16 protein-coding genes are annotated in these 19,935 nt (G+C 48.1%); 3 read left to right on the forward strand and 13 right to left on the reverse strand.

Annotated elements, in window-relative coordinates; translation table 11 throughout:
- Positions 1-21: 21 nt before the first annotated feature.
- Positions 22-612 carry a transcription termination/antitermination NusG family protein gene (locus CLOSYM_RS15850; protein ID WP_021642890.1) on the reverse strand — a complete coding sequence of 197 codons (591 nt, stop codon included), beginning with the start codon at positions 610-612 and terminating at the stop codon, positions 22-24.
- A 91-nt stretch (positions 613-703) separates the two neighbouring features.
- Positions 704-1,234, reverse strand: a complete 531-nt coding sequence (locus tag CLOSYM_RS15855; protein WP_021642891.1) for a transcription termination/antitermination NusG family protein — start codon at positions 1,232-1,234, stop codon at positions 704-706.
- Between the two features lie 414 nt (positions 1,235-1,648).
- On the opposite strand from CLOSYM_RS15855, the gene msrB reads away from it, so the two are divergent.
- A complete protein-coding gene (gene msrB / locus CLOSYM_RS15860) occupies positions 1,649-2,623 on the forward strand; it encodes a peptide-methionine (R)-S-oxide reductase MsrB (RefSeq protein ID WP_003510408.1) in 975 nt (324 codons plus the stop codon).
- 183 nt (positions 2,624-2,806) lie between these two features.
- On the opposite strand, the gene CLOSYM_RS15865 is transcribed toward msrB, so the two are convergent.
- Positions 2,807-6,028 carry a UvrD-helicase domain-containing protein gene (locus tag CLOSYM_RS15865; protein WP_021642892.1) on the reverse strand — a complete coding sequence of 1,074 codons (3,222 nt, stop codon included), beginning with the start codon at positions 6,026-6,028 and terminating at the stop codon, positions 2,807-2,809.
- Positions 6,029-6,171: 143 nt separating this feature from the next.
- On the opposite strand from CLOSYM_RS15865, the gene CLOSYM_RS15870 reads away from it, so the two are divergent.
- Positions 6,172-6,372, forward strand: a complete 201-nt coding sequence (locus CLOSYM_RS15870) for a DUF6774 domain-containing protein (RefSeq protein WP_003510405.1) — start codon at positions 6,172-6,174, stop codon at positions 6,370-6,372.
- Positions 6,373-6,533: 161 nt separating this feature from the next.
- Here the strand turns inward: CLOSYM_RS15870 and CLOSYM_RS15875 are convergent, their stop codons facing one another.
- From CLOSYM_RS15875 to CLOSYM_RS15900, 5 genes are all read right to left on the reverse strand, one after another.
- Positions 6,534-9,173 (reverse strand): valine--tRNA ligase, encoded by a 2,640-nt coding sequence (locus CLOSYM_RS15875; protein ID WP_021642894.1) that lies wholly within the window; start codon positions 9,171-9,173, stop codon positions 6,534-6,536.
- Between the two features lie 77 nt (positions 9,174-9,250).
- A complete protein-coding gene (locus CLOSYM_RS15880) occupies positions 9,251-9,841 on the reverse strand; it encodes a hypothetical protein (RefSeq protein ID WP_021642895.1) in 591 nt (196 codons plus the stop codon).
- Positions 9,842-9,898: 57 nt separating this feature from the next.
- Positions 9,899-10,090, reverse strand: a complete 192-nt coding sequence (locus tag CLOSYM_RS15885; RefSeq protein ID WP_003504268.1) for a DUF6472 family protein — start codon at positions 10,088-10,090, stop codon at positions 9,899-9,901.
- A gap of 688 nt (positions 10,091-10,778) precedes the next feature.
- On the reverse strand, positions 10,779-11,810 hold the full coding sequence (locus CLOSYM_RS15895) for a glycosyltransferase family 2 protein (RefSeq protein WP_021642899.1): 1,032 nt from the start codon (positions 11,808-11,810) through the stop codon (positions 10,779-10,781).
- A gap of 136 nt (positions 11,811-11,946) precedes the next feature.
- Positions 11,947-13,407, reverse strand: coding sequence for a D-alanyl-D-alanine carboxypeptidase family protein (locus CLOSYM_RS15900; protein WP_044902599.1), 1,461 nt, complete (start codon positions 13,405-13,407; stop codon positions 11,947-11,949).
- Between the two features lie 323 nt (positions 13,408-13,730).
- On the opposite strand from CLOSYM_RS15900, the gene CLOSYM_RS15905 reads away from it, so the two are divergent.
- Complete coding sequence (locus CLOSYM_RS15905) at positions 13,731-14,039, forward strand: helix-turn-helix domain-containing protein (protein ID WP_003504262.1); 309 nt, start codon at positions 13,731-13,733, stop codon at positions 14,037-14,039.
- Between the two features lie 56 nt (positions 14,040-14,095).
- Here CLOSYM_RS15905 and CLOSYM_RS15910 read toward each other — a convergent pair whose 3' ends face one another.
- The 5 genes from CLOSYM_RS15910 to CLOSYM_RS15930 all read right to left on the reverse strand — a co-directional run bounded on the left by CLOSYM_RS15910 (position 14,096) and on the right by CLOSYM_RS15930 (position 19,877).
- Entirely contained in the window at positions 14,096-14,563 is a 468-nt protein-coding gene (locus CLOSYM_RS15910; protein ID WP_003504260.1) for a YbaK/EbsC family protein, read from the reverse strand.
- A 65-nt stretch (positions 14,564-14,628) separates the two neighbouring features.
- Positions 14,629-15,615 carry a diaminopimelate dehydrogenase gene (locus CLOSYM_RS15915; protein WP_021642903.1) on the reverse strand — a complete coding sequence of 329 codons (987 nt, stop codon included), beginning with the start codon at positions 15,613-15,615 and terminating at the stop codon, positions 14,629-14,631.
- A gap of 199 nt (positions 15,616-15,814) precedes the next feature.
- Positions 15,815-16,054: a helix-turn-helix domain-containing protein gene (locus CLOSYM_RS15920; protein ID WP_003504256.1), complete on the reverse strand. Its 240-nt coding sequence runs from the start codon at positions 16,052-16,054 to the stop codon at positions 15,815-15,817.
- Positions 16,055-16,218: 164 nt separating this feature from the next.
- Positions 16,219-18,084 carry an ABC transporter ATP-binding protein gene (locus CLOSYM_RS15925; protein ID WP_021642905.1) on the reverse strand — a complete coding sequence of 622 codons (1,866 nt, stop codon included), beginning with the start codon at positions 18,082-18,084 and terminating at the stop codon, positions 16,219-16,221.
- Entirely contained in the window at positions 18,081-19,877 is a 1,797-nt protein-coding gene (locus tag CLOSYM_RS15930) for an ABC transporter ATP-binding protein (protein ID WP_021642906.1), read from the reverse strand. Before CLOSYM_RS15930 ends, CLOSYM_RS15925 begins: the two co-directional genes overlap by 4 nt.
- Positions 19,878-19,935 lie beyond the last annotated feature (58 nt).

Here is a 19,935-nt window from a genome sequence, read left to right on the forward strand (position 1 = left end):
TAACACGTAATTTTGTTTACTCTATTCATCCCCCGCCAGCCGCACTCCCAGTTGAACCCGCCTTACTTCTCCTAAAAATAATAGTTCTACAATCACAACACGTTTCCGCAACCGTTTTCTCACAATCTTTCCAATATACTCACCCAAAACCCCCTGCGCAGATATAATATTGCCCTGTTCGTTCACTTCTATCAGAGAGCGTCTAACCACATATTCCGGATCATTTCCAATCAGTTTTTTCAATAACACCTGTTCCTCCGGAAGTACAGTCCAGAATGTTCCGTCTCTACCCAAAAGCTTTGTCAACTTTGGCACCTGTTTTAAGTCATAGAAAAAAATATCAGGGGTGTCTGTTTCCACAAATACATAGGATGGAAACAATGGTTCAATATGCACGCGACATTTCCCCTCAATTCTCCAAACACACTCCCGCTGTATTACAAAACATTTTGTATAGCTGTTTTTTGCCACAACTTTATCAATGACACCAACCGTCTCTACTTCTTTCCCAGTTATCGTTTGAATCACATACCACATCGTTCCCAACCTCACTTTTGGGTATGCTCCGCCATCCTGGAATTGCTTCCCAAGCTGACGTTCTCTGTGATCCATTCTCGGCCTTCCATGACATAGATCACAGAAAGCATCCCAATTTCTTTTATTCTCTTCTAAAAATCGCTCTATTCTATAGTAAGCGCTTCACTTATACGGCCCGATCCTGCTCCAAACTGACACCAAACAATACTGCCTGCGTCCTGTTAAATAGTTCTACCTCAACAACAGCAAAACGCTTATGAAGATTCAGCTTCACAATCCGATCCCTGTAATGTTCGAGAACACCATCTGCTTTTACAATCCGGTTCTCTTCATTTAAACTAATCTTTGTGACTCCCATAACCTGCTGAAGGTTTTCTCCACAGACGTCTTGAAGAAAGCGAAGATCTTTTTCATCGACAGATGCAAGCACATTTCTGGCATCACCAATAAATTGGGGGAATTTCCTGGCTTTCTGCAGTTCATCTGCAAGAGCCTTTGAATCGCTCGTTTTTAAAAACAAATAGCCTGGAAACATCACATCCTCAAAAAGATGAAGAACTCCACCGGAACGGAATACCTTCACTTTCCTCGGTATCCTGCAATCACTCCATAAATTATGGCTGACAACCCGTTCAAGAAGTTCTGCTGCATCCTGTTCCCTGCCCGGCACAGTATATAATGCATACCATTGCTCCATAAGGTATCCTCCTTGTCGCTTAACTACTTATTAAGCGACAGCTTATTCTCTTTGCTAATACGATTTTGAAATTAATATTATAAATCGGTCGGCTTCCTAGATATAAGAATGGAAAATTGGTAAAATAATAATGAAATAATAAGAATTTATTAGGATATATTGCCATTTCTTTTCTGTTCAGGCGGTTGACCATGCCGGAAAAGAATGTTATAATTTACGAGAACTTAAGATTTGTGCAAAAAAGTGTCGCTTAATAAGTAGTTAAGCGACACTTTCTGTTTACTTTTATATTATTACATTTCACATTACCTTCATTTTCAACGAGACATCTCCCGACAAACCGGCTATAATAATACTAAAAATAAAAACCACATTAACTACTGATACATCAAATAAGAAAGAGAGGCTCCCTCCATGACATCTAAAACCACTCCTCCTCTTCGGGAAATCTATTTCGCAGGCGGCTGTTTCTGGGGCGTTGAAGAATATTTTTCACGCATTCCCGGTGTTTATGACAGCATTTCCGGTTATGCGAACGGCAACATTCCAAATCCCACCTATGAAGAGGTCTGTACCGGCACGACCGGTTTTGCAGAGACTGTCCGGGTTATCTATGAGCCGGATATTGTTACGCTTCGCATACTGACGGAGCAGTATTTTAAAATTATTAATCCGGTCAGTATCAACCGGCAGGGTAATGACAGGGGCAGCCAGTACAGAACCGGTATCTTTTACGCAAATGAGGAGGATACCGCAGCCATTCAGCCTGTAATGCAGGCCATACAGAAAAAATTTTCCGAGCCATTGGCCGTAGAACTGGCACCAATCAGGAATTTTTATCCGGCTGAAAGCTATCACCAGGACTACCTGAAATTGAATCCAAACGGATACTGCCATATTGATTTCAGCACACTTCATGATTTAACAACACGGCCGGACGGGAAAGTAGGCCTTCGGCTTGCCGGTGAAGAATTGAAAAATACATTGACTGAGGAACAATATAACGTGACACAGAACTCTGCCACTGAAAAGCCTTTTACCGGGAAATATTATGATAACCATGAACCCGGCCTTTATGTTGATATTGTTACCGGTGAACCGCTCTTTATTTCTTCCGACAAATTTGATTCCGGCTGCGGCTGGCCCAGTTTTACAAAACCGGTGGACAGCAGCGCCGTGACAGAACACATTGATACCGGCTACGGCATGAGACGTACTGAGGTGCGCAGCCGCGAGGGAGATTCCCATCTTGGCCACGTTTTCACGGACGGCCCAAAAGAATCCGGCGGTCTTAGATACTGCATCAACAGCGCCTCTCTCCGCTTCATACCGGCCGGACAGATGAGGGAGGAAGGTTATGGAGCCTATCTCTCCCTGCTCAATTCCTAAATAATAACTCTCTCTATCTACGCCAGGTGTGCGTCTGAGAAGCTAACCGCAGGGTCCGCTGCGCCGCCGCTTCTCAGGCGCAAAACTGCAATTTTTCAGTTTCTGTGCATCGCATGCAGCGGTTCGCAAAACAGCGTTTTTAGCAGGGCCGTGAATACCGGGAATAGTGACTGCTTACATGTTCTACTGCTCTTTCATCCACTCAAACAGGCTTATCTGCCGTCCCATTCCTGCTTCCTGCTGTTTCAGCCTTCCCGCCTCTTCCCGCTCCAAACAAGTCTCGGGCAGGGCGTTTAGAAACTCCGACTGCTCTCTGTCCGTCACCAGAATCAACTGCTCCTTAGCCCTGGTCATTCCCACATAAAACAATCTCCGTTCTTCCTCTTTGTCCTTTTCCCCCGACTGCCCCTTTGTCTCCAGAGGAATCAGCCCTTTTCTGACCCCGCACAGAATCACCACGGGAAACTCCAGTCCTTTGGAGGCATGCATCGTCATTAAAGTAACCGCATCTGAACGGTACTGTTTTTTGCCGGGCCGAATCAAATCTCCCTCTGTGCCAAAGGCAAGTGCATCGGTAAATTCTTTCATATTGCGGTACATGCCGGAAAGCTGCCTCAGCTTTTCCATATTCTGATTATCCAGGTTCTGATCGGCAATCCATTTATCCAGAATGTCATAAGGTTTTTCTTTTATCATCAGTGGAGAATACGTTTTTGCGGCTCTTTCAAATGCCGCTTCCCGCTCCGGACCATCCATCCCGTTCCAGAGAAGGCGTTGGCAAAGCTTTGCCAAAAAGCGCTCCTCCCCGTTTAACAGGCTTCTGAAAAAGCTGACACTTCCTCTGACAGCCGTATCAGCCAGAAAATCATCCCGGCCGGCAACGCGGTAGGGTATCCCTTCTTTCCTCAGGCATGTCTCCAAAAATGCCGCCTGACGGTGTGTACGGTAAAGCACTGCAATATCTGAAAAACCGGATAAACGCCCTGTAACCCGTTTTTCCTGCGCATCCAGCATATCGATGCCGCCAATGAGCCGGTTGATTTCTTTTGCGGTAAATATTGCCTCCGCCCTTACACTTTCTGCCGTAACCAGGCGGATGGGACTTCCCTCTGTACACACAGGTTCCAGTTTCCACCTCTGACCCGGATTTTCTGAGATGACTGCCTGCGCCCCCTCAAGGATTGCCGGTACGGAACGGTAGTTTTTATTAAGGGCAATCTCCTTTAAGGAGGGATACTCTTTTTTCAGGTATTCAAAGCAGGCCGGGTCCGTTCCCCGAAACCCGTAGATGGCCTGATCCGGATCCCCTATGACAAAAAGCTCCCTGCCCCCGGAATTCCAAAGTCTGATAAGCTCAAACTGGACGGGATTGACATCCTGGAATTCATCCACCAGAAGGTAATGGAACCGGTGCCTGCCGATTTCTTTCTTTGGCTCTGACTTAAAAAGTTTCAGAGTCTCAAGCAGCAAATCGTCAAAATCACATACTCCCTCTGCCAGTAACCGTTTCTGATACTCAGAAGCCGCTTTGTGAAAAACAGTATTCTCATCCGTATCTTTCCCGGCGCCTGATGGCTCCATCCCCGATTTTTCCAGAGATAAACGCCTCAAAAATCCAGACGGACTCTCCGGCAATCCATATTCCTTTACAATTTCCCCGGCTGTCTCAAGGAGCATCTCTTCCTGCGCCGGAATGCATTCAAAATCATTCTCTTTTAATATTTCCAGGCAGATAGAATGAAATGTACCGATATTCAGGAGACGTACCGTCTTTTTTCCTCCTGTCTGCTTCTCCAGACGCTGTCTCAGCTCCGCCGCCGCTTTATTTGTAAATGTCACCGCCGTAATCTCTGAAGGTTTTACACCTCTTTCTTTGAGCAAGTGCAGAATTCTCGCAGTCAGTGTTCCCGTCTTACCCGTTCCCGGACCGGCTTTAACCGAGACTGCCCGGGCCAAAACGGTAACTGCCTCTTTCTGGTTTTCATTCAGGAAAATTTCCACAGGAAGGTCATGCCTCTCTATTATGATTCCTTCCGGTTCCTTCGATGCTGCCGCCTCTGTGACAGACGCATCCGGCGTTTCTGCCTTATGAAAAATTTCCGTCGGAATCTCTTCGATCACAATATCCTGAGACGGCAAAGCCAGGCTGATCTGCCCGTCCACATTATCAAGTTCCCACGGTTCAAACAACTGAATTGTCCCGTACTCTCCGTCAAATCCCGGCTTTCGCTTTACTTCCCCGCGGCGCAGCCGGCTGATGCCCTCCGCTATCATTGTCCCTGCCGTCAGCCTGATATCCTCCGCAGGTACATTTCTCAAGATGGAAAACTCATCTCCCAGACGTCGGATCATTTCCTGGTACATCCGCTGGACTCTCACACCGGCAGCCGATTTTCCGGTAGACGCGGCGATTACCTCCGGGAGGGGCACAAGACTTTCAAACACTTTTCCATCCGGCCTGAGATACCCTTCCGCCCGATCAGCCAGCTCTTCCACACGGTGCGATACGCCTATCGTCAGTTTTTTCCCACAGACCGGGCATTTTCCGTCAAACTTCCGGGCCTCAGCCGGACTGAGACAAAGATGGCACTTGCGGTGCCCGTCGAAATGATATTTTCCTTCCTCCGGAAAGAATTCAATTGTCCCCTGAAGGCCCTCGCCCGTCTCAATCGCTTTCTTTAGTGCCGGATAGGACAGCTCCCCCTCGATCAGATTGGCCTCCCGCCCCAGTTTGGCAGGCGAATGAGCATCGGAATTGGAGATAAGCTGATAGGAATCGAGAGCCGATAGTCTCCAGTTCATAGGCGGATCAGAGGAAAGTCCTGTCTCCAGAGCATGAATATGAGGCGTTAAATCCCCAAAGCATTCCTGGATTGTATCAAAGCCGGAGAACGCTCCGAATAATGAAAAATGAGGCGTCCAGATATGCGCAGGAATATAGACGGCTTCCGGACAAAGCTCCAGCATAATCTCAAGGAGAGCATGGCAGGGCAGTCCCAGTATGGGCCTACCGTCGGAATGGATATTCCCTATTTGTTCAAGCCTCAGTGACAGCCGCTCTGCATCCTCGAGACTGGGAAGCAGAAGCAGGCTGTGAACCTTTCTAACCCTCTCTCCCTGCTTATATATGGAACTGATTTCTCCTGTTACCACAAATCGGGGAGTACCCGAATCGTCTGTGAGCGGATCGCGTACCCGGTATTCCTCCTTTAACGTGTACAGGCCCTCCTCTGCAGGGACCAGCTTTTCCTTCAGTTCTTCCCTCCATGCCGGATGAGTGAAATCTCCGGTTCCCAATAGCCGGATTCCCTTTTTTCTCGCCCACAGTTCCAGAATTTCAGGCGTGCAGTCACGGCTTGTGGCTCTGGAATAGCGGGAATGAATGTGTAAATCTGCTATGTACATTCTGTTTCTCCTTTATGTGTCTGTAGTATTTCATTTGCCGTAAGCATCCAGTTTGCAATATAACTATAAACAGTATAGCACAAAATCACTTCGGGCCATTCTATTTTTTCCCCTGTTTACATATTCTGATTTGAGGTGTTTATATGCAATCCTGTGAATTTGCCATGACCATAACCGCTCTGGCCTGCAATCTTGCCCAGGGCAAAACTCCGGATGAGATCGCCCTCTATGCCGCATTTTTCTCCCAGCTTGGAGACACTCTGGCAACCATTGCCGCTCACCAGGAATTTTGTGCTCCCAAGGACTCCGCATCCCCAACCGCAGATGTTTCCGAGTCAATTTAGAAAATACGTCGGACTGCCGGAAATGGAAACCTCCATATCCGACAGCCCGGCGTATTTTTCTGTAGTTTATCCCATGATTCAGCTTACGCTTTATATTCCATCAGTGCCTGCCTCAAGCCGTTTGCTGCCTGTTCCGTATCATTCTTCATGGAAACTTATTTTTATTTCTTAAGCTGGGTAAGCCTTTCCTGCACCTGCGCCATCATCTGGGTATATTTCTCCAGCTTTGACCGTTCCTCCGCAATCTTCGCCTCCGGAGCTTTGCTTACAAACTTTTCATTACTCAGCATTCCTGTAACGCGTGACAACTCCTTAGCAAGCTTTTCTTCCTCTTTTTCCAGACGTTCAATCTCTTTATCAAGATCCACCAGCTCTGCAAACGGCATATAAATTGCTGCCTGGGAAGTTACTGCCGATACCGCATCGTCTGCAATCCCGGCCTTATCCTTCTGAAGCGCCACTTCACCTGCATATCCCAATGTTGCAAAGAAAACCCGGCTATGCTCAAAAATGCCCAGAATCTCTTCATTATCGGACACAACATATACTTTCGCCTTTTTGCTCGGCGGCACATTCATGGAAGTGCGGACATTACGGATTGCTCGTACCGCCTCCTTGATAACCTCGACGGCCTTTTCTTCTCCGGCAAAGTTCCACTCTCCTTTGTAAACCGGCCAGGAGGAAATCATGATGGACGGTTCCTCATCCTGAAGGTTACAGAAGATTTCCTCTGTGATAAACGGCATATAAGGATGGAGGAGCTTCAGCGAGTTAATCAGGACGGTCTTAAGTGTCCACAGAGCCGCCGCTTTTGTCGTGTCGTTGTCATCCCAGAGCCTTGGTTTTACCATCTCGATATACCAGTCGCAGAACTCCTCCCAGATAAAATCATACACCTTCTGGAGAGCGATTCCCAGCTCATATCTGTCCATATTTTCCGTCACGTCTTTTGCCAGTGTATTTACTTTGGACAAAATCCAGCGATCCGCCATTGTTAAGTCCGAGAGACTGACATCGGCATCCGGCGCTTTTTCAATATTCATCATGATGAAACGTGTGGCATTCCATACTTTATTGGCAAAGTTCCGGCTGGCCTCGACTCTCTCCCAGTAGAAACGCATATCATTGCCCGGTGCATTTCCGGTCATCAGGGTCATACGGAGAGCATCTGCGCCGTACTTATCAATTATCTCCAGCGGGTCGATGCCGTTGCCGAGTGATTTACTCATCTTACGTCCCTGGGAATCCCTTACCAGGCCGTGAATCAATACGGTATGGAACGGTTCTTTTCCCGTCTGTTCAAGTCCTGAAAATACCATACGGATTACCCAGAAGAAAATGATATCGTATCCTGTTACCAGCACATCCGTCGGATAGAAATACTCAAACTCCGGTGTTTTCTCAGGCCAGCCGAGGGTCGAGAAGGGCCACAGCGCGGAAGAAAACCAGGTGTCAAGCGTATCTTCATCCTGATGTAAATGGGTGCTGCCGCATTTTGGGCAGACTGCCGGCGTTGTCTTCGCCACCGTCATCTCGCCGCATTCCTCACAGTAATAGGCCGGAATCCGGTGTCCCCACCAGAGCTGTCTGGAGATACACCAGTCGCGGATACCCTCCAGCCAGTGGAGATATGTCTTTCCAAAGCTCTCCGGAACAAATTTGAGACGTCCTGACTGCAATGCCTCAATGGCCGGTTTCGCCATCTCGTCCATCTTCACAAACCACTGCGGTTTTACCATCGGCTCTACCGTTGTGCCGCAGCGGTCATGAGTTCCTACATTATGTGCATGGGGAACCACTTTAACGAGAAGTCCCTGGGCCTCTAAATCAGCCACGATTGCTTTTCTGGCCTCATAACGGTCCATGCCCTTGTATTTTCCGGGAGCGCTGATTGTCGCATCATCATTCATGATGCAGATCTCTTCCAGGTTATGGCGTTTACCCACCTCAAAATCGTTCGGATCGTGAGCCGGCGTTATTTTAACACAGCCTGTTCCAAAATCCTTGTCTACATACTCATCCGCCACAACCGGGATTTCACGGCCGGTCAGCGGCAATTTCAGCATCTTTCCAATCAGTTCCTTATATCTGTCATCCTCCGGGTTTACCGCAACTGCAGTATCGCCCAGCATCGTCTCCGGACGTGTGGTTGCAATTTCTACAAACCGGTCTTTCTCCCCGACAATCGGATAATTGATATGCCAGAAAAATCCGTCCTGCTCCTCATGCTCTACTTCGGCATCGGAGATGGAAGTCTGGCAGATTGGACACCAGTTGATAATTCTGGAGCCTTTGTAAATATATCCTTTTTCATAGAGCTTTGTAAATACTTCCAGCACGGCATCGGAGCATCCCTCATCCATGGTAAAACGCTCTCTGTCCCAGTCTGCAGAGGAACCTAATTTATGGAGCTGCTTAACGATACGGCTGCCGTAATCCTCTTTCCACTCCCATGCCTTCTCCAGGAATTTATCGCGACCCAGATCATGCTTGTCTATTCCCTCGCTCTTCAGCTTGTCAATAACTTTAACCTCTGTGGCGATGGCGGCGTGATCCGTTCCCGGCTGCCATAATGCTTCAAATCCCTGCATTCTCTTGTAGCGGATTAAAATATCCTGCATCGTATTATCGAGAGCATGGCCCATATGGAGCTGTCCTGTAATATTTGGCGGCGGCATCACGATTGTAAACGGCTTTTTGTTTTTATTAACCTCCGCATGAAAATATTTGCTGTCCAGCCATTTCTGGTAGAGGCGTTCTTCAATGTCCGCCGGATTATAAGTCTTCTCAAGTTCTTTCATGTGTATCTCCTTTTATTTTTATTGGCTTTTGTTTTACTGCCAATGATTTATTTCTTTTTGATTCGCAAAGCGCATGTTTAAATAAATTTAAAAGATTCTATCACCTGCATGATTTCCTGTTTCAGCTTCAGGTCCGGCTCACCGTCCTCCGGGAAGGTTGCCGTAATAAGATACCCGTCTTCCCCGTCCGATACCAGATAAAGGAGCTGGTTCATCCGGTAATTCCCGGTGCTGTCGGTCATTGTCATGCCAAGCCCGGCCATTTCACCGCTTATCTCACGGATATCCGTTGTCCTGATATCCGGATACGCCTCTCTCAAAGCGTCTACATAACTTCCGGCAAAGGTATCTTTAAAATCTGAAATCATCTCTTTTGTAATTCCGTCTGCCGGGGAAAAAGAAATCCGGACCGTACTGTCTTTTATAAGGCAGAGTTCCCACGCGTCCCCGCTTTCCCCGGGCTGCCATCTCTCTTCATCTGCCGAAACAGTAAACTTGCCGTCTCCGCTTAAGCAGACTCCGTTTTTAAAAGTTCCCGGTTCCTGGGCTGCAGCCTCTTGTTCTGCCTCGCTCCCACACGCCGTGAGCAGTATAGCTATTATCATGAGCACAGCTATCACAGTATTCACAACGGACGCTTTCACCATTCCTGTCGTTCTCTCCGTCATCTGCCGCCTCCCTGAAGGAATAAACCTGCCACTGTCAACTGTGGCCGTTCCTGCATATCACATTTGTTTCCTGACAATACGGTACTCATCATCTGTCTGGTAGTATGGACATTCAAAACGTTGATTTCCAAGAAATGACGCCATCTCATCTTCGTCCAAATCCGCCTCACAGACATAATAGCCATAATCGTCATCATAGACATAATTACCGCAGGATTCACAGCTCTGCGGCCCATCCTGTTTCTTCAAGCCGTCACCTCCTTTACAAAAGCGTTCCGTTTACCGCCGCAGTGCGTTCCTCCGCGGAGCGGTTTTTAATTAACAGATGAACTTTCCTGTTAAACAAGAAGGAATCACGCTCGCGGGATTCTCCGCCTGCGGCGGGTCGCTTCGGCGACATTATTCCCTACCGCCGCAGTGCGTTCCTCCGCGGAGCGGTTTTTAATTAACAGGTGAACTTTCCTGTTAATTAAAAAAACCCCTTGCATAAACTTATGCAAAGGGCGAAATATCTTCCGCGGTACCACCTGGCTTCTGCCGAATTCTCTAAACATTCCGGCAATCTCATTCAGTCCTTTAACGGAGACTATCCGTGATTCCCTACTTGCACTCTGCTTTGGGGCCCCCGGCTCCGAAGCTACCTTCCATCCACACCTTCCCTGAACAGCCTCTCAACCGTTGAGCCGTTCTCTCTGTCGGGGTTGTGTATGTACTCCTCTTCTTCACAGCCTTTTCTTATATACTATGTAATCATAGTGGTTTTTCTCCTGATTGTCAAGCCGGTGCCGTATTTTTTTACGCAGCTCTTGTATAAACAGGGTAACAGTTCAGACAGGCCAGCAAATCTGCTGCGCTGACCTTGCGAAAAGGTAGTGGCAGCAGCTTATTTGAATGGTACCCCATACCCGGAAAAACAATTGCCAAAGTCCTGTTATTTTCAGCCATTGCCCGTTCCGCTCTCTTCCCTGTCTTCATCCTCCGCACTTCTCTCTTCATCGTTCCTGGTATCTGCTTCCCTGTCATCCAAACGTGTTTCCACTAAATATCTGGGCCTCCGCTTTGTCTCCAGATATATCTTTCCGATATATTCTCCCACGATTCCAATCGATAATAAAAGCAGACCGCCGATAAACCAGATGGAAACCATGATACTGGCCCAGCCGCTTACTGTATTTCCTCTGTAAAAATCCACAACCGCCCAGACCAGAAAACCAATGCTGACAAAAAAGGACGCAATCCCGGCAAATGTAATCAGCCTGATCGGTTTTATGCTGAGGGAAGTAATTCCCTCTATTGCAAAAGCAAGCATCTTGCCGAGAGGATACTTGCTCTCTCCTGCCGCCCTCTCTTTCCTGTCATAATATACAACGTCGGAGGGGTATCCGATCATCGGCACGATTCCGCGAAGGAACAAATTGACTTCCGTAAATTCCTTAAGCCCCTTTAAAGCCCTGCGGCTCATCAGCCTGAAATCCGCATGATTATAAACCGTATTGGCGCCCAGAAGGTTCATTAGCTTATAAAATCCCTCCGCAGTCAACCGTTTGAAAGCGGAATCGGTCGTCCTCTTCTTCCTCACCCCATAGACAATATCGCAGCCTGCTTTAAATCGCTCAATCATCTGATCACAGGCATCCACATCATCCTGCAAATCCGCATCCAGAGAAATCGCAGCGTCGCAGTGCCGGGCTGCCTCAGAAAGTCCTGCCAGAAGCGCATTTTGATGTCCCCGGTTGCGGCTCAGCTTAAGTCCCAGAAAGTAACCGTCTTCCCTGTTCAGATTTTCAATCAGTTTCCATGTTCCGTCCCTCGATCCGTCATCCACCAGCAGAATACGGCTTTCCTCACCGATAACCCCCGCATTAATCAGCGTCACCAGCTTTTTTCCCAAAATACCGGCTGTCAAAGGCAGTACTTCTTCTTCGTTATAACAAGGCACCACAAAATAAATGATCGGTGCATTTTCCATTTTCTCTCATCTCCTGCTGTCTTTTTTAAAACATACTGCTCATTATATACGAAAACAGATTAAAAAGAAAGGGGGGACTTACCCGAGTCGCCGCCATTTATCAATGCTTTTCTTTGCTGAAAGCCAAAGGAAAATTTTACTGCACCCAAACACCATTTTCATCCACCAAAAATCCGTCCGGCGTTGTGCCTCCGGTAAAGAGTGAGCCATTATCGTCCACATAATACCACATACCGTTGGTCTCCACCCATCTGGTCTTTGCCAGGCCTCCGCTGTTCCGGAAGAAGTACCAGATGCCGTCGATCTGGTTCCAGCCGGTCACCATCTGGCTGTCGTTATTAAAATGATATATCTCATTATTAATCATCATCGATTCATTCCTTGCATATGTACCGTCCGCCTTGACAAACTGCCATATCTGGCCGTTCTGTATCCACTTATTGGCGTCTCTGGCATTGGCTCCGGGACCGCCGGCCGGGGATGAAGGCGCTGTGCCTCCCGGACCTGTCTGCTGCCCGCTCTGCTGACCGCCGGCCGGATTCTGCTCGGCAGCCAGATATGCAAAGCCGTAATCGAGAAGCGCTTTGGTATCAGTATAATGTGTCTGCTTACTCTTCAGGACGACGGCAATGAGCCTCTTTCCGTCCCGCTCAGCACAGGTGACGAGTGTATTGCCGGCCAGGGATGTGTATCCTGTCTTTCCGCCCACAATTCCCTGATAATATTCACCATTGGCAGGATTCACCATCTTATGCCCCATCGTCAGTTTTCTGACCGTGGGAACCGAAGCCGTGGCCGGAAAATCATAGCTTACGGTGGATGCTATCTGGCTCAACGTCTGATTCTCAAACGCCGCCTTTGCAATCAGCGCCATATCCCTGGCAGTCGTATAGTGATTCGAATCATTCAATCCATTCGGATTGACAAAATGCGTATTGGTACATCCAAGGGAAGCCGCCTTCTGATTCATCAGATCGGCAAAGCCGCTGACGCTTCCGGCCACATGCTCGGCCAGGCCATTAGCCACTTCATTGGCAGATTTCAATAAAAGGGCGTACATACAGTCCTTCACGGAGAACTTGTCCCCGGCTTTAATTTTCAGTGTCACTGCGCCTGCCTCCAGGTTTGTAACCGCATTCTCGGAAAATGTCACCGTATCATCAAGACTGCTGCGTTCCAGCACCAGAAGAGCCGTCATAAGCTTTGTTATGCTGGCAGGATAAAACCTTGTATCTGCATTCTGCTCAAATAAAAACCGGTTATTCAAAGCATCGTAGAGTACCGCCCCCTGGGATGCCACAACCGGAGTCTCCAGAGAACCGGAAGCAGTTCCCTGGGAAGGATTTATCCCTGCCGTACCAGTTGTCCCGTTCCCCTGAGATGTTGTAACGGTTCCTGAAAGAGCCGGAAGGCGCGAAAGGCTGGATGAGCCGGTCTGGCTCTGCTGCGTCTGCTGCCCCTGCCCCGGATTTTGCCCCGTCTCCAACCCCGGCCCCGCAGAAGGCCCCGTAACATTAGCCGAAACAGTTGAAACCACAGCCATCGACATGGCTATCCCCAGACAAAGCGCTGCTTTAAAATTCTTCCATTTATTCATCCGTAATACTCCTGTATCTCTCATTTTTATAATTGTCGGTAATATTTCCGACTTCATTATAGATATTGAAGCCGTTTTCCCATTTTATACTTTACCATTGTACAGCATTTTCCCATATTACACAATCGGATCCGAAAGTTATAATTATTACAATTTTATTACAGACTAAATGCACGCCCATCTTGTAAAATACCACTGTTGCATAAAAAGCTTTCCTTGTCTTTGATCAGTTATTTTAACCGGACATATCAGCACATATATCCTGTTAAACCGGATATAATCAAGTCATATATATCTTACAATCATATACAGGTGGTGATATAATGTACGAAGAGCTATTTTATAAACGTTTAGTTGAATTACGTCTGAATAAAGGCGTCTCAGCCCGCGATATGAGCCTCTCCATAGGCCAGAGCGCAGGATATATAAATGCACTTGAAAATAAAAAAGGCATGCCCAGCCTGACCGTCCTTTTTTACATCTGTGAATATCTTGATGTCACTCCCTCCGAATTTTTCGATGAGGGAAACGGATATCCCTCCGATCTGAATGAGATTGTGGAGGATCTGCGTCATCTCAACCGGTCCTATCTGCAAAGCATCGGTTCAATCATAAAAGGGCTGCGCAGATGAATTAGTATCCACTAATTTCTTCTGCAGCTGCCCTTCTTGTTGTAGTAGCTTCCTCATTATCCCAGCTTGCAGACGTCCACCCACATCTCATAGCCTGAGCACTGTTCCAGTTCTTCCATCGTCAGTTCTATTGCACTGTTGCTGCTCCCGCAGGCCGGAAATACAGTCGCAAACCGCTTCATGGATTCATCCAGATAGACCTTCACCCCTTCATTAATGCCAAACGGGCATACACCGCCCACGGTGTGCCCCACTTTTTCCGCCACTTCATCAGGGGAGAGCATCTTTGCTTTAACCGCAAACTGCTCCTTGTACTTATGGTTGTCTATTTTCGCATCGCCCGCCGTGACAATCAGTATCGGTTCTTCTCCGATTTTGAATGACAATGTCTTTGCGATTCTGGCCGGCTCACAGCCAACGGCCTGTGCAGCCAGTTCCACCGTGGCGCTGGATGTCTCAAACTCCAGTACCCTGTCATCCATGCCCCATTTTTTCATATGTTCTTTTGCCCGTTCAATCGACATTCCCGTCTCCTCCTGCTTAAATTGCCGAATCCGTCGATAACGTTTCACGGACCCGGCAATGAATTTTATAAATATTTTCTTCTAAGTTCCGCTGCGCTCTCCGCAACAAGGTATCCCGGTGCAATATCAAATACGGTCTTGCAGCCGCTCTGTCCCTCTGCGTTCATCCTGTAAGCCGCCCGCGCGTAAGAAACGATAATGGAGGATGTAAATTCCGGATTCGAATCCAGCTTCAGGCTGTACTCTATCACATGGCCGTTCTCTTTATTCCATCCTGTTTTTCCGCCCCTGAGCACAAATCCCCCATGGGGCAGACGGGTGTGATCCCTCTTCATCTCCTCCTCCGTTATAAAATGTACGGTCGTATCGTAATCCGAGAAATAATTTGGCATTGTCTTGATTTCATTCTCTATTTTTGCCTTGTCAGCGCCTTCTTCCGCCACGACAAAGCATTCTCTTGTGTGCTTCTGCCTTGTGGTCAGTTCAGGATTTTTGCCGCTTCTCACTTCCTCCAGTGCGCGCTCCACCGGAATTGTATACTGTCTGGCATCCTTTACACCCTCCAGCCTTCTGATTGCGTCGGAATGTCCCTGGCTTACGCCTTTGCCCCAGAATGTGTAATTCTCACCCTCCGGCAGAGCAGCCATCGCATATACACGTGCAATTGAGAACATGCCAGGATCCCAGCCGGCCGATATCACCGCTACTTTTCCACCCTTTTTCGCAGTCTCATCCACAGCTTCAAAATGCTCCGGAATCTTCGCGTGAGTGTCAAAACTGTCTACCACATTAAACCACTGGGAATACTTCGGCGTCTGTGCCGGAAGATCAGTCGCGCTTCCCCCGCAGAGAATCAGAACATCGATCTCATCCTTCATCTTTTCCGCTTCATCCGCCAAAAGCACCGGAACTCCTTTTGTCAGGATTTCCACTGTTTCCGGAGCACGCCTCGTAAAAACGGCCTTTAATTCCATATCCGGATTCTGTTTCAGTGCACACTCCACTCCTCTTCCCAGATTGCCATAGCCTAAAATACCGATTCTTATGCTCATTTTTCTTTCCTCCGTCTGTAAATGATTGCCAAAAGGGCATAAAAAGGGAGTGATTCCTCACTCCCTCGTCAGTTGTTCCCTATTATACTATAAAAACATAAATTTTTCCAGATCTATTCTTTATATTCTTTCCACTCGTTTCCCTTACAAACCTTTTACTGCCTGTTTCTGCGCCTGATACCATGTAAGAAGCAGCGGCTCAATCCTCCTGTTCCAGATTGTCAAACAAATCGCAGGAATAAAATTCCCGGATCGACATGTTAAATCCTTCAGCTATTTTCTGAATGTTGACAATGCCCGGATTTTTGCTGCGTCCATTGAGAATACATTTCAGCGTCGAAAGCGGCATACCCGTCTTATACGACAGTGCATATAAAGTGAGCCGGTCCCTTTTGAGAAGCTCCCTGATACGTTTCACAGTCGCCTCACATATCTGCATCTTATGACCTCCAATCTTTCGTATGAATCTAGTTTATACGAAAAATTGGAAAAAGCAGGGCGATAAATCATACTGAATGTAAGGTTCTGGAAATTTTTTCCATTTTTTACTATAAGGCGGCAATTGACCATTGCCGGTCATTGTCAGCAATCGGATTTTCGTCATCAATCCAGTTCACTCAGGCCTGTATAAAGGTTGTAATATCGACCTTTCTGACGTATCAGCTCCTCGTGATCTCCTCTTTCAATAATTCTCCCGTGTTCCAGAACCATGATTGCATCGGCATTGCGTACTGTGGAAAGCCGGTGCGCAATTACCAGTGTCGTTCTGTCCTTCATCAGACGGTCCATACCGTGTTCGATGTGCTTCTCCGTTCTGGTATCGACGGAGCTGGTGGCTTCGTCCAGAATGAGGATTGGAGCCTTGGACACAGCCGCCCTGGCTATGTTGAGAAGCTGCCTCTGCCCCTGGCTCAGGTTAGCGCCGTCCCCTTCCAGCATCGTGTCATAGCCCTTCGGAAGCCGCATTATAAATGAGTGGGCCGATGCCGTTTTGGCGGCCTGAATTACCTCTTCGTCGGCCGCATCCAGACGGCCATAGCGTATATTTTCCATCACGGTGCCGGTGAACAAATGGGTGTCCTGTAACACCATTGCGATGTTGCGCCGCAGTTCATTACGTCTGATATGGCGTACGTCGGTTCCGTCCACCGTTATCGTTCCTGACTGTATATCATAAAAACGGTTAATCAGGTTGGTAATCGTCGTTTTACCGGCCCCGGTGGAGCCGACAAATGCAATCTTCTGCCCCGGCTTCGCATAGAGGCTGATATCATTCAGGATCACTTTATCCGCGTCATACCCAAATGTCACATGGTCAAGGACCACCTCCCCGCTCACCGGCTCCACCGATACCGCTTCCGTATCATCTGCCGGTTCAGGCTCCGTATCCATCACGGCAAACACACGCTCCGCTCCGGCAAGGGCTGAAAACACATTGCTGATCTGCATGGATATTTCATTGATCGGCCTTGAAAACTGTCTTGAAAAGTTTAAAAATACCGTCAGGCCTCCGACGTCAAAATTCCTGAACACACAGAGCAGGCCTCCGATGCAAGCGGTCAGGGCATAATTGACCTGGCTCAGGTTTCCCATAACCGGGCCCATGATGCCTCCAAAGAACTGGGCTTTAATCTGTTTATCCCTCAAATCGCCGTTTAAATAGCCAAACTCTTCCTCCGCCACGTCCTCATGGCAGAATACCTTTACAACCTTCTGTCCCTGAATTGTCTCCTCAATATACCCATTGAGCGCGCCCAGGGCCGACTGCTGGGCCGAGAAATACTTCTGGCTCCTGCCGGCCACAAAGCCTCCCGCTTTCATCATCAGCGGTATCATAACAACGGTAATCACAGTCAGGTAAATATTCGTATAAATCATCAAAACCAGCGTCCCTATGATACTGAGCGCTCCGGAAAACAACTGAACCAGCGTACTGCTGAGCATGTTTCCGATAGTATCCACATCATTTGTAAAACGGCTCATCAAATCGCCGTTATTATTAGTATCATAAAAGCGAAGAGGAAGCTTCTGCATCTTTGCGAACAGCTCCTCCCTGATCCGCTGCAGCGCATTCTGCGCTATCGTCAGCATAATCCTGGACTGCGTATAATTGGCAGCCACGCTGAGCAGATAAATCCCAGCCATCACGATTAACGCCCTGAACAGACCCGCGCTGTCACCTCTGCTCCCGTCCAGGGGCACGATATAGGTATTGATGATCGGGCGCAGCATATATGAGCCTGCCAGGTTAGTGAGTGTACTCACAATGACGCAGAGAAAGGCCGCCCCCATCCACATTTTATCTTTTTCAAGGTAAGACAGCAATCTCTTCACCGTCTCCTTGCTGTTCTTTGGTTTGCCGCCTCCCCTGGCCGCCATTCTGCCGGGTCCGTGTTTCTTCCTCGGTGAATCGGCAACACGGTTGCCGTAACGCCTTTTGAGGCTCTCTATTCTGTTCTGATCCATCATGCCAGCACCTCCTGTCCGTCCTTCGCTCCCGCTGCTGCCTGCGGCGCATTGCCGCCGTCCTCTTCGTCCCCGCTGTTCCTGCCGTATTGGGTTTCATATATTTCCCTGTATGCCTCACAGGAACCGAGCAGCTCATCATGAGTGCCCATACCGATAATTTTGCCGTCATCGAGGACAATTATCTTATCCGCATCCTCGACCGAGCTGATTCTCTGGGCTATAATGAATTTTGTCGTGTCCTTCAAAGACGTACGGAATGCTTTTCGTATCTGCGCTTCTGTTGCCGTATCTACAGCGCTGGTGCTGTCGTCCAGAATCAGGATCCTTGGCTTTTTGAGAAGCGCCCTGGCGATACAGAGTCTCTGCTTCTGTCCTCCCGAAACATTGACTCCGCCCTGTCCCATCTCAGTATCGTATCCATGAACAAACGAAGTGACAAATTCATCAGCCTGGGCGCTCTTTGCCGCCTCTCTGACCGTCTCCATACCGGCTTCCTCATCACCCCATTTTAAATTTTCTTCAATCGTGCCGGAAAACAGTATGTTCTTCTGCAGTACCATTCCGACTCCTTCCCTCAGATTTTTCAGGGAGTAGTCCCTGACATCAATCCCGTCTATCAGCACCTGACCGGATGTGGCGTCATAGAGCCTCGGTATCAATTGAACCAGGGATGTCTTTCCGCTTCCTGTGGAGCCGATGATTCCCACCGTCTCTCCGCCGTTTACCTGAAGATTGATGTGTTCCAGAACGTAATCACCGGCCTGGCCGTAAGAGAAACAGACATCTTTGAACTCCACACCGCCCTTTGTGACATGAGCGTCTTTTCTGGCCGCATCCGTATCCGTCAAATCAATTTCCGTATCCATTACCTCATTGATTCTCTTTACTGAGGCCATGGCGCGGGAACTCTGTAAAAACACCATTGACAGCATCATCAGCGACATCAGAATCTGTACTATATATGTGGTAAATGCCGTCAAATCTCCGACAGCCATGCCGCCTCCGATAATAATATTTCCGCCGTACCAGACCACGGCGACTGTCGTCACATTCATCGCCAGCATCATTACCGGCATCGTCGCAATGACAATCCGCATGGCTTTTAAGCTGCTTTCCTTCAGGTCGGCGTTCATCTCCTTAAATTTTTTGCACTCATAATCTTCCCGGACGAAAGACTTAACTACCCGGACATTCGTCAGCACTTCCTGTATTCCGTTATTGAGGCGGTCCAGCTTTTTCTGCATAATCTCAAACCGCGGGAATGCCAGCTTCAGTATTGTCGCAATAGCCGCAGTAAGAAGCGGTATCACAATCAGAATAATTACCGCCAGCCGGGCATTCATCCAAAACGCCATAAACAGCGCTCCAATCAGCATCCCCGGCGCGCGAAGCATCAAACGCAGCCCCATCATCATAACATTCTGTACCTGCTGGATATCATTCGTCAGTCTGGTAACAAGAGAACCGGTGCTGAAGTCATCAATATTTTTAAAGGAAAACTGCTGGACCCTGGAAAATACATCCTTTCTCAGATCGCTGGTAAAGCTGATCGATGCTTTGGCTGAAAAATAGGCGCCCAGGATTCCTCCCGCCGCCATCAGCACGGTAGTTAAAAGCATCACAAGCCCAATCTTTATAATGTAACCGGCATCCCGCTGGGCCACTCCATTATTGATGATCATCGACATCAGTTTCGGCAGCATAATTTCCCCGAACACTTCCGTCAGCATCATGAGCGGCCCAATAATAAAGGCGCTGCGATACGGCCTGACATATTTCATATATTTTTTCATATTTTATTCCTCCAATTATTCCTGGGTAGTGTCAAAAACTACCCTGCTTTTTTGTTGT

This window comes from [Clostridium] symbiosum ATCC 14940, from assembly GCF_000466485.1.
GTDB lineage: Bacteria > Bacillota > Clostridia > Lachnospirales > Lachnospiraceae > Otoolea > Otoolea symbiosa.

Bases quoted from the DNA above. Each gene is read 5' to 3' on its own strand.
- CLOSYM_RS15850 (WP_021642890.1), bottom strand. From the start codon at position 612: ATGGATCACAGAGAACGTCAGCTTGGGAAGCAATTCCAGGATGGCGGA.
- CLOSYM_RS15855 (WP_021642891.1), bottom strand. From the start codon at position 1,234: ATGGAGCAATGGTATGCATTATATACTGTGCCGGGCAGGGAACAGGAT.
- msrB (WP_003510408.1), top strand. From the start codon at position 1,649: ATGACATCTAAAACCACTCCTCCTCTTCGGGAAATCTATTTCGCAGGC.
- CLOSYM_RS15865 (WP_021642892.1), bottom strand. From the start codon at position 6,028: ATGTACATAGCAGATTTACACATTCATTCCCGCTATTCCAGAGCCACA.
- CLOSYM_RS15870 (WP_003510405.1), top strand. From the start codon at position 6,172: ATGCAATCCTGTGAATTTGCCATGACCATAACCGCTCTGGCCTGCAAT.
- CLOSYM_RS15875 (WP_021642894.1), bottom strand. From the start codon at position 9,173: ATGAAAGAACTTGAGAAGACTTATAATCCGGCGGACATTGAAGAACGC.
- CLOSYM_RS15880 (WP_021642895.1), bottom strand. From the start codon at position 9,841: ATGACGGAGAGAACGACAGGAATGGTGAAAGCGTCCGTTGTGAATACT.
- CLOSYM_RS15895 (WP_021642899.1), bottom strand. From the start codon at position 11,810: ATGGAAAATGCACCGATCATTTATTTTGTGGTGCCTTGTTATAACGAA.
- CLOSYM_RS15900 (WP_044902599.1), bottom strand. From the start codon at position 13,407: ATGAATAAATGGAAGAATTTTAAAGCAGCGCTTTGTCTGGGGATAGCC.
- CLOSYM_RS15905 (WP_003504262.1), top strand. From the start codon at position 13,731: ATGTACGAAGAGCTATTTTATAAACGTTTAGTTGAATTACGTCTGAAT.
- CLOSYM_RS15910 (WP_003504260.1), bottom strand. From the start codon at position 14,563: ATGTCGATTGAACGGGCAAAAGAACATATGAAAAAATGGGGCATGGAT.
- CLOSYM_RS15915 (WP_021642903.1), bottom strand. From the start codon at position 15,615: ATGAGCATAAGAATCGGTATTTTAGGCTATGGCAATCTGGGAAGAGGA.
- CLOSYM_RS15920 (WP_003504256.1), bottom strand. From the start codon at position 16,054: ATGCAGATATGTGAGGCGACTGTGAAACGTATCAGGGAGCTTCTCAAA.
- CLOSYM_RS15925 (WP_021642905.1), bottom strand. From the start codon at position 18,084: ATGATGGATCAGAACAGAATAGAGAGCCTCAAAAGGCGTTACGGCAAC.
- CLOSYM_RS15930 (WP_021642906.1), bottom strand. From the start codon at position 19,877: ATGAAAAAATATATGAAATATGTCAGGCCGTATCGCAGCGCCTTTATT.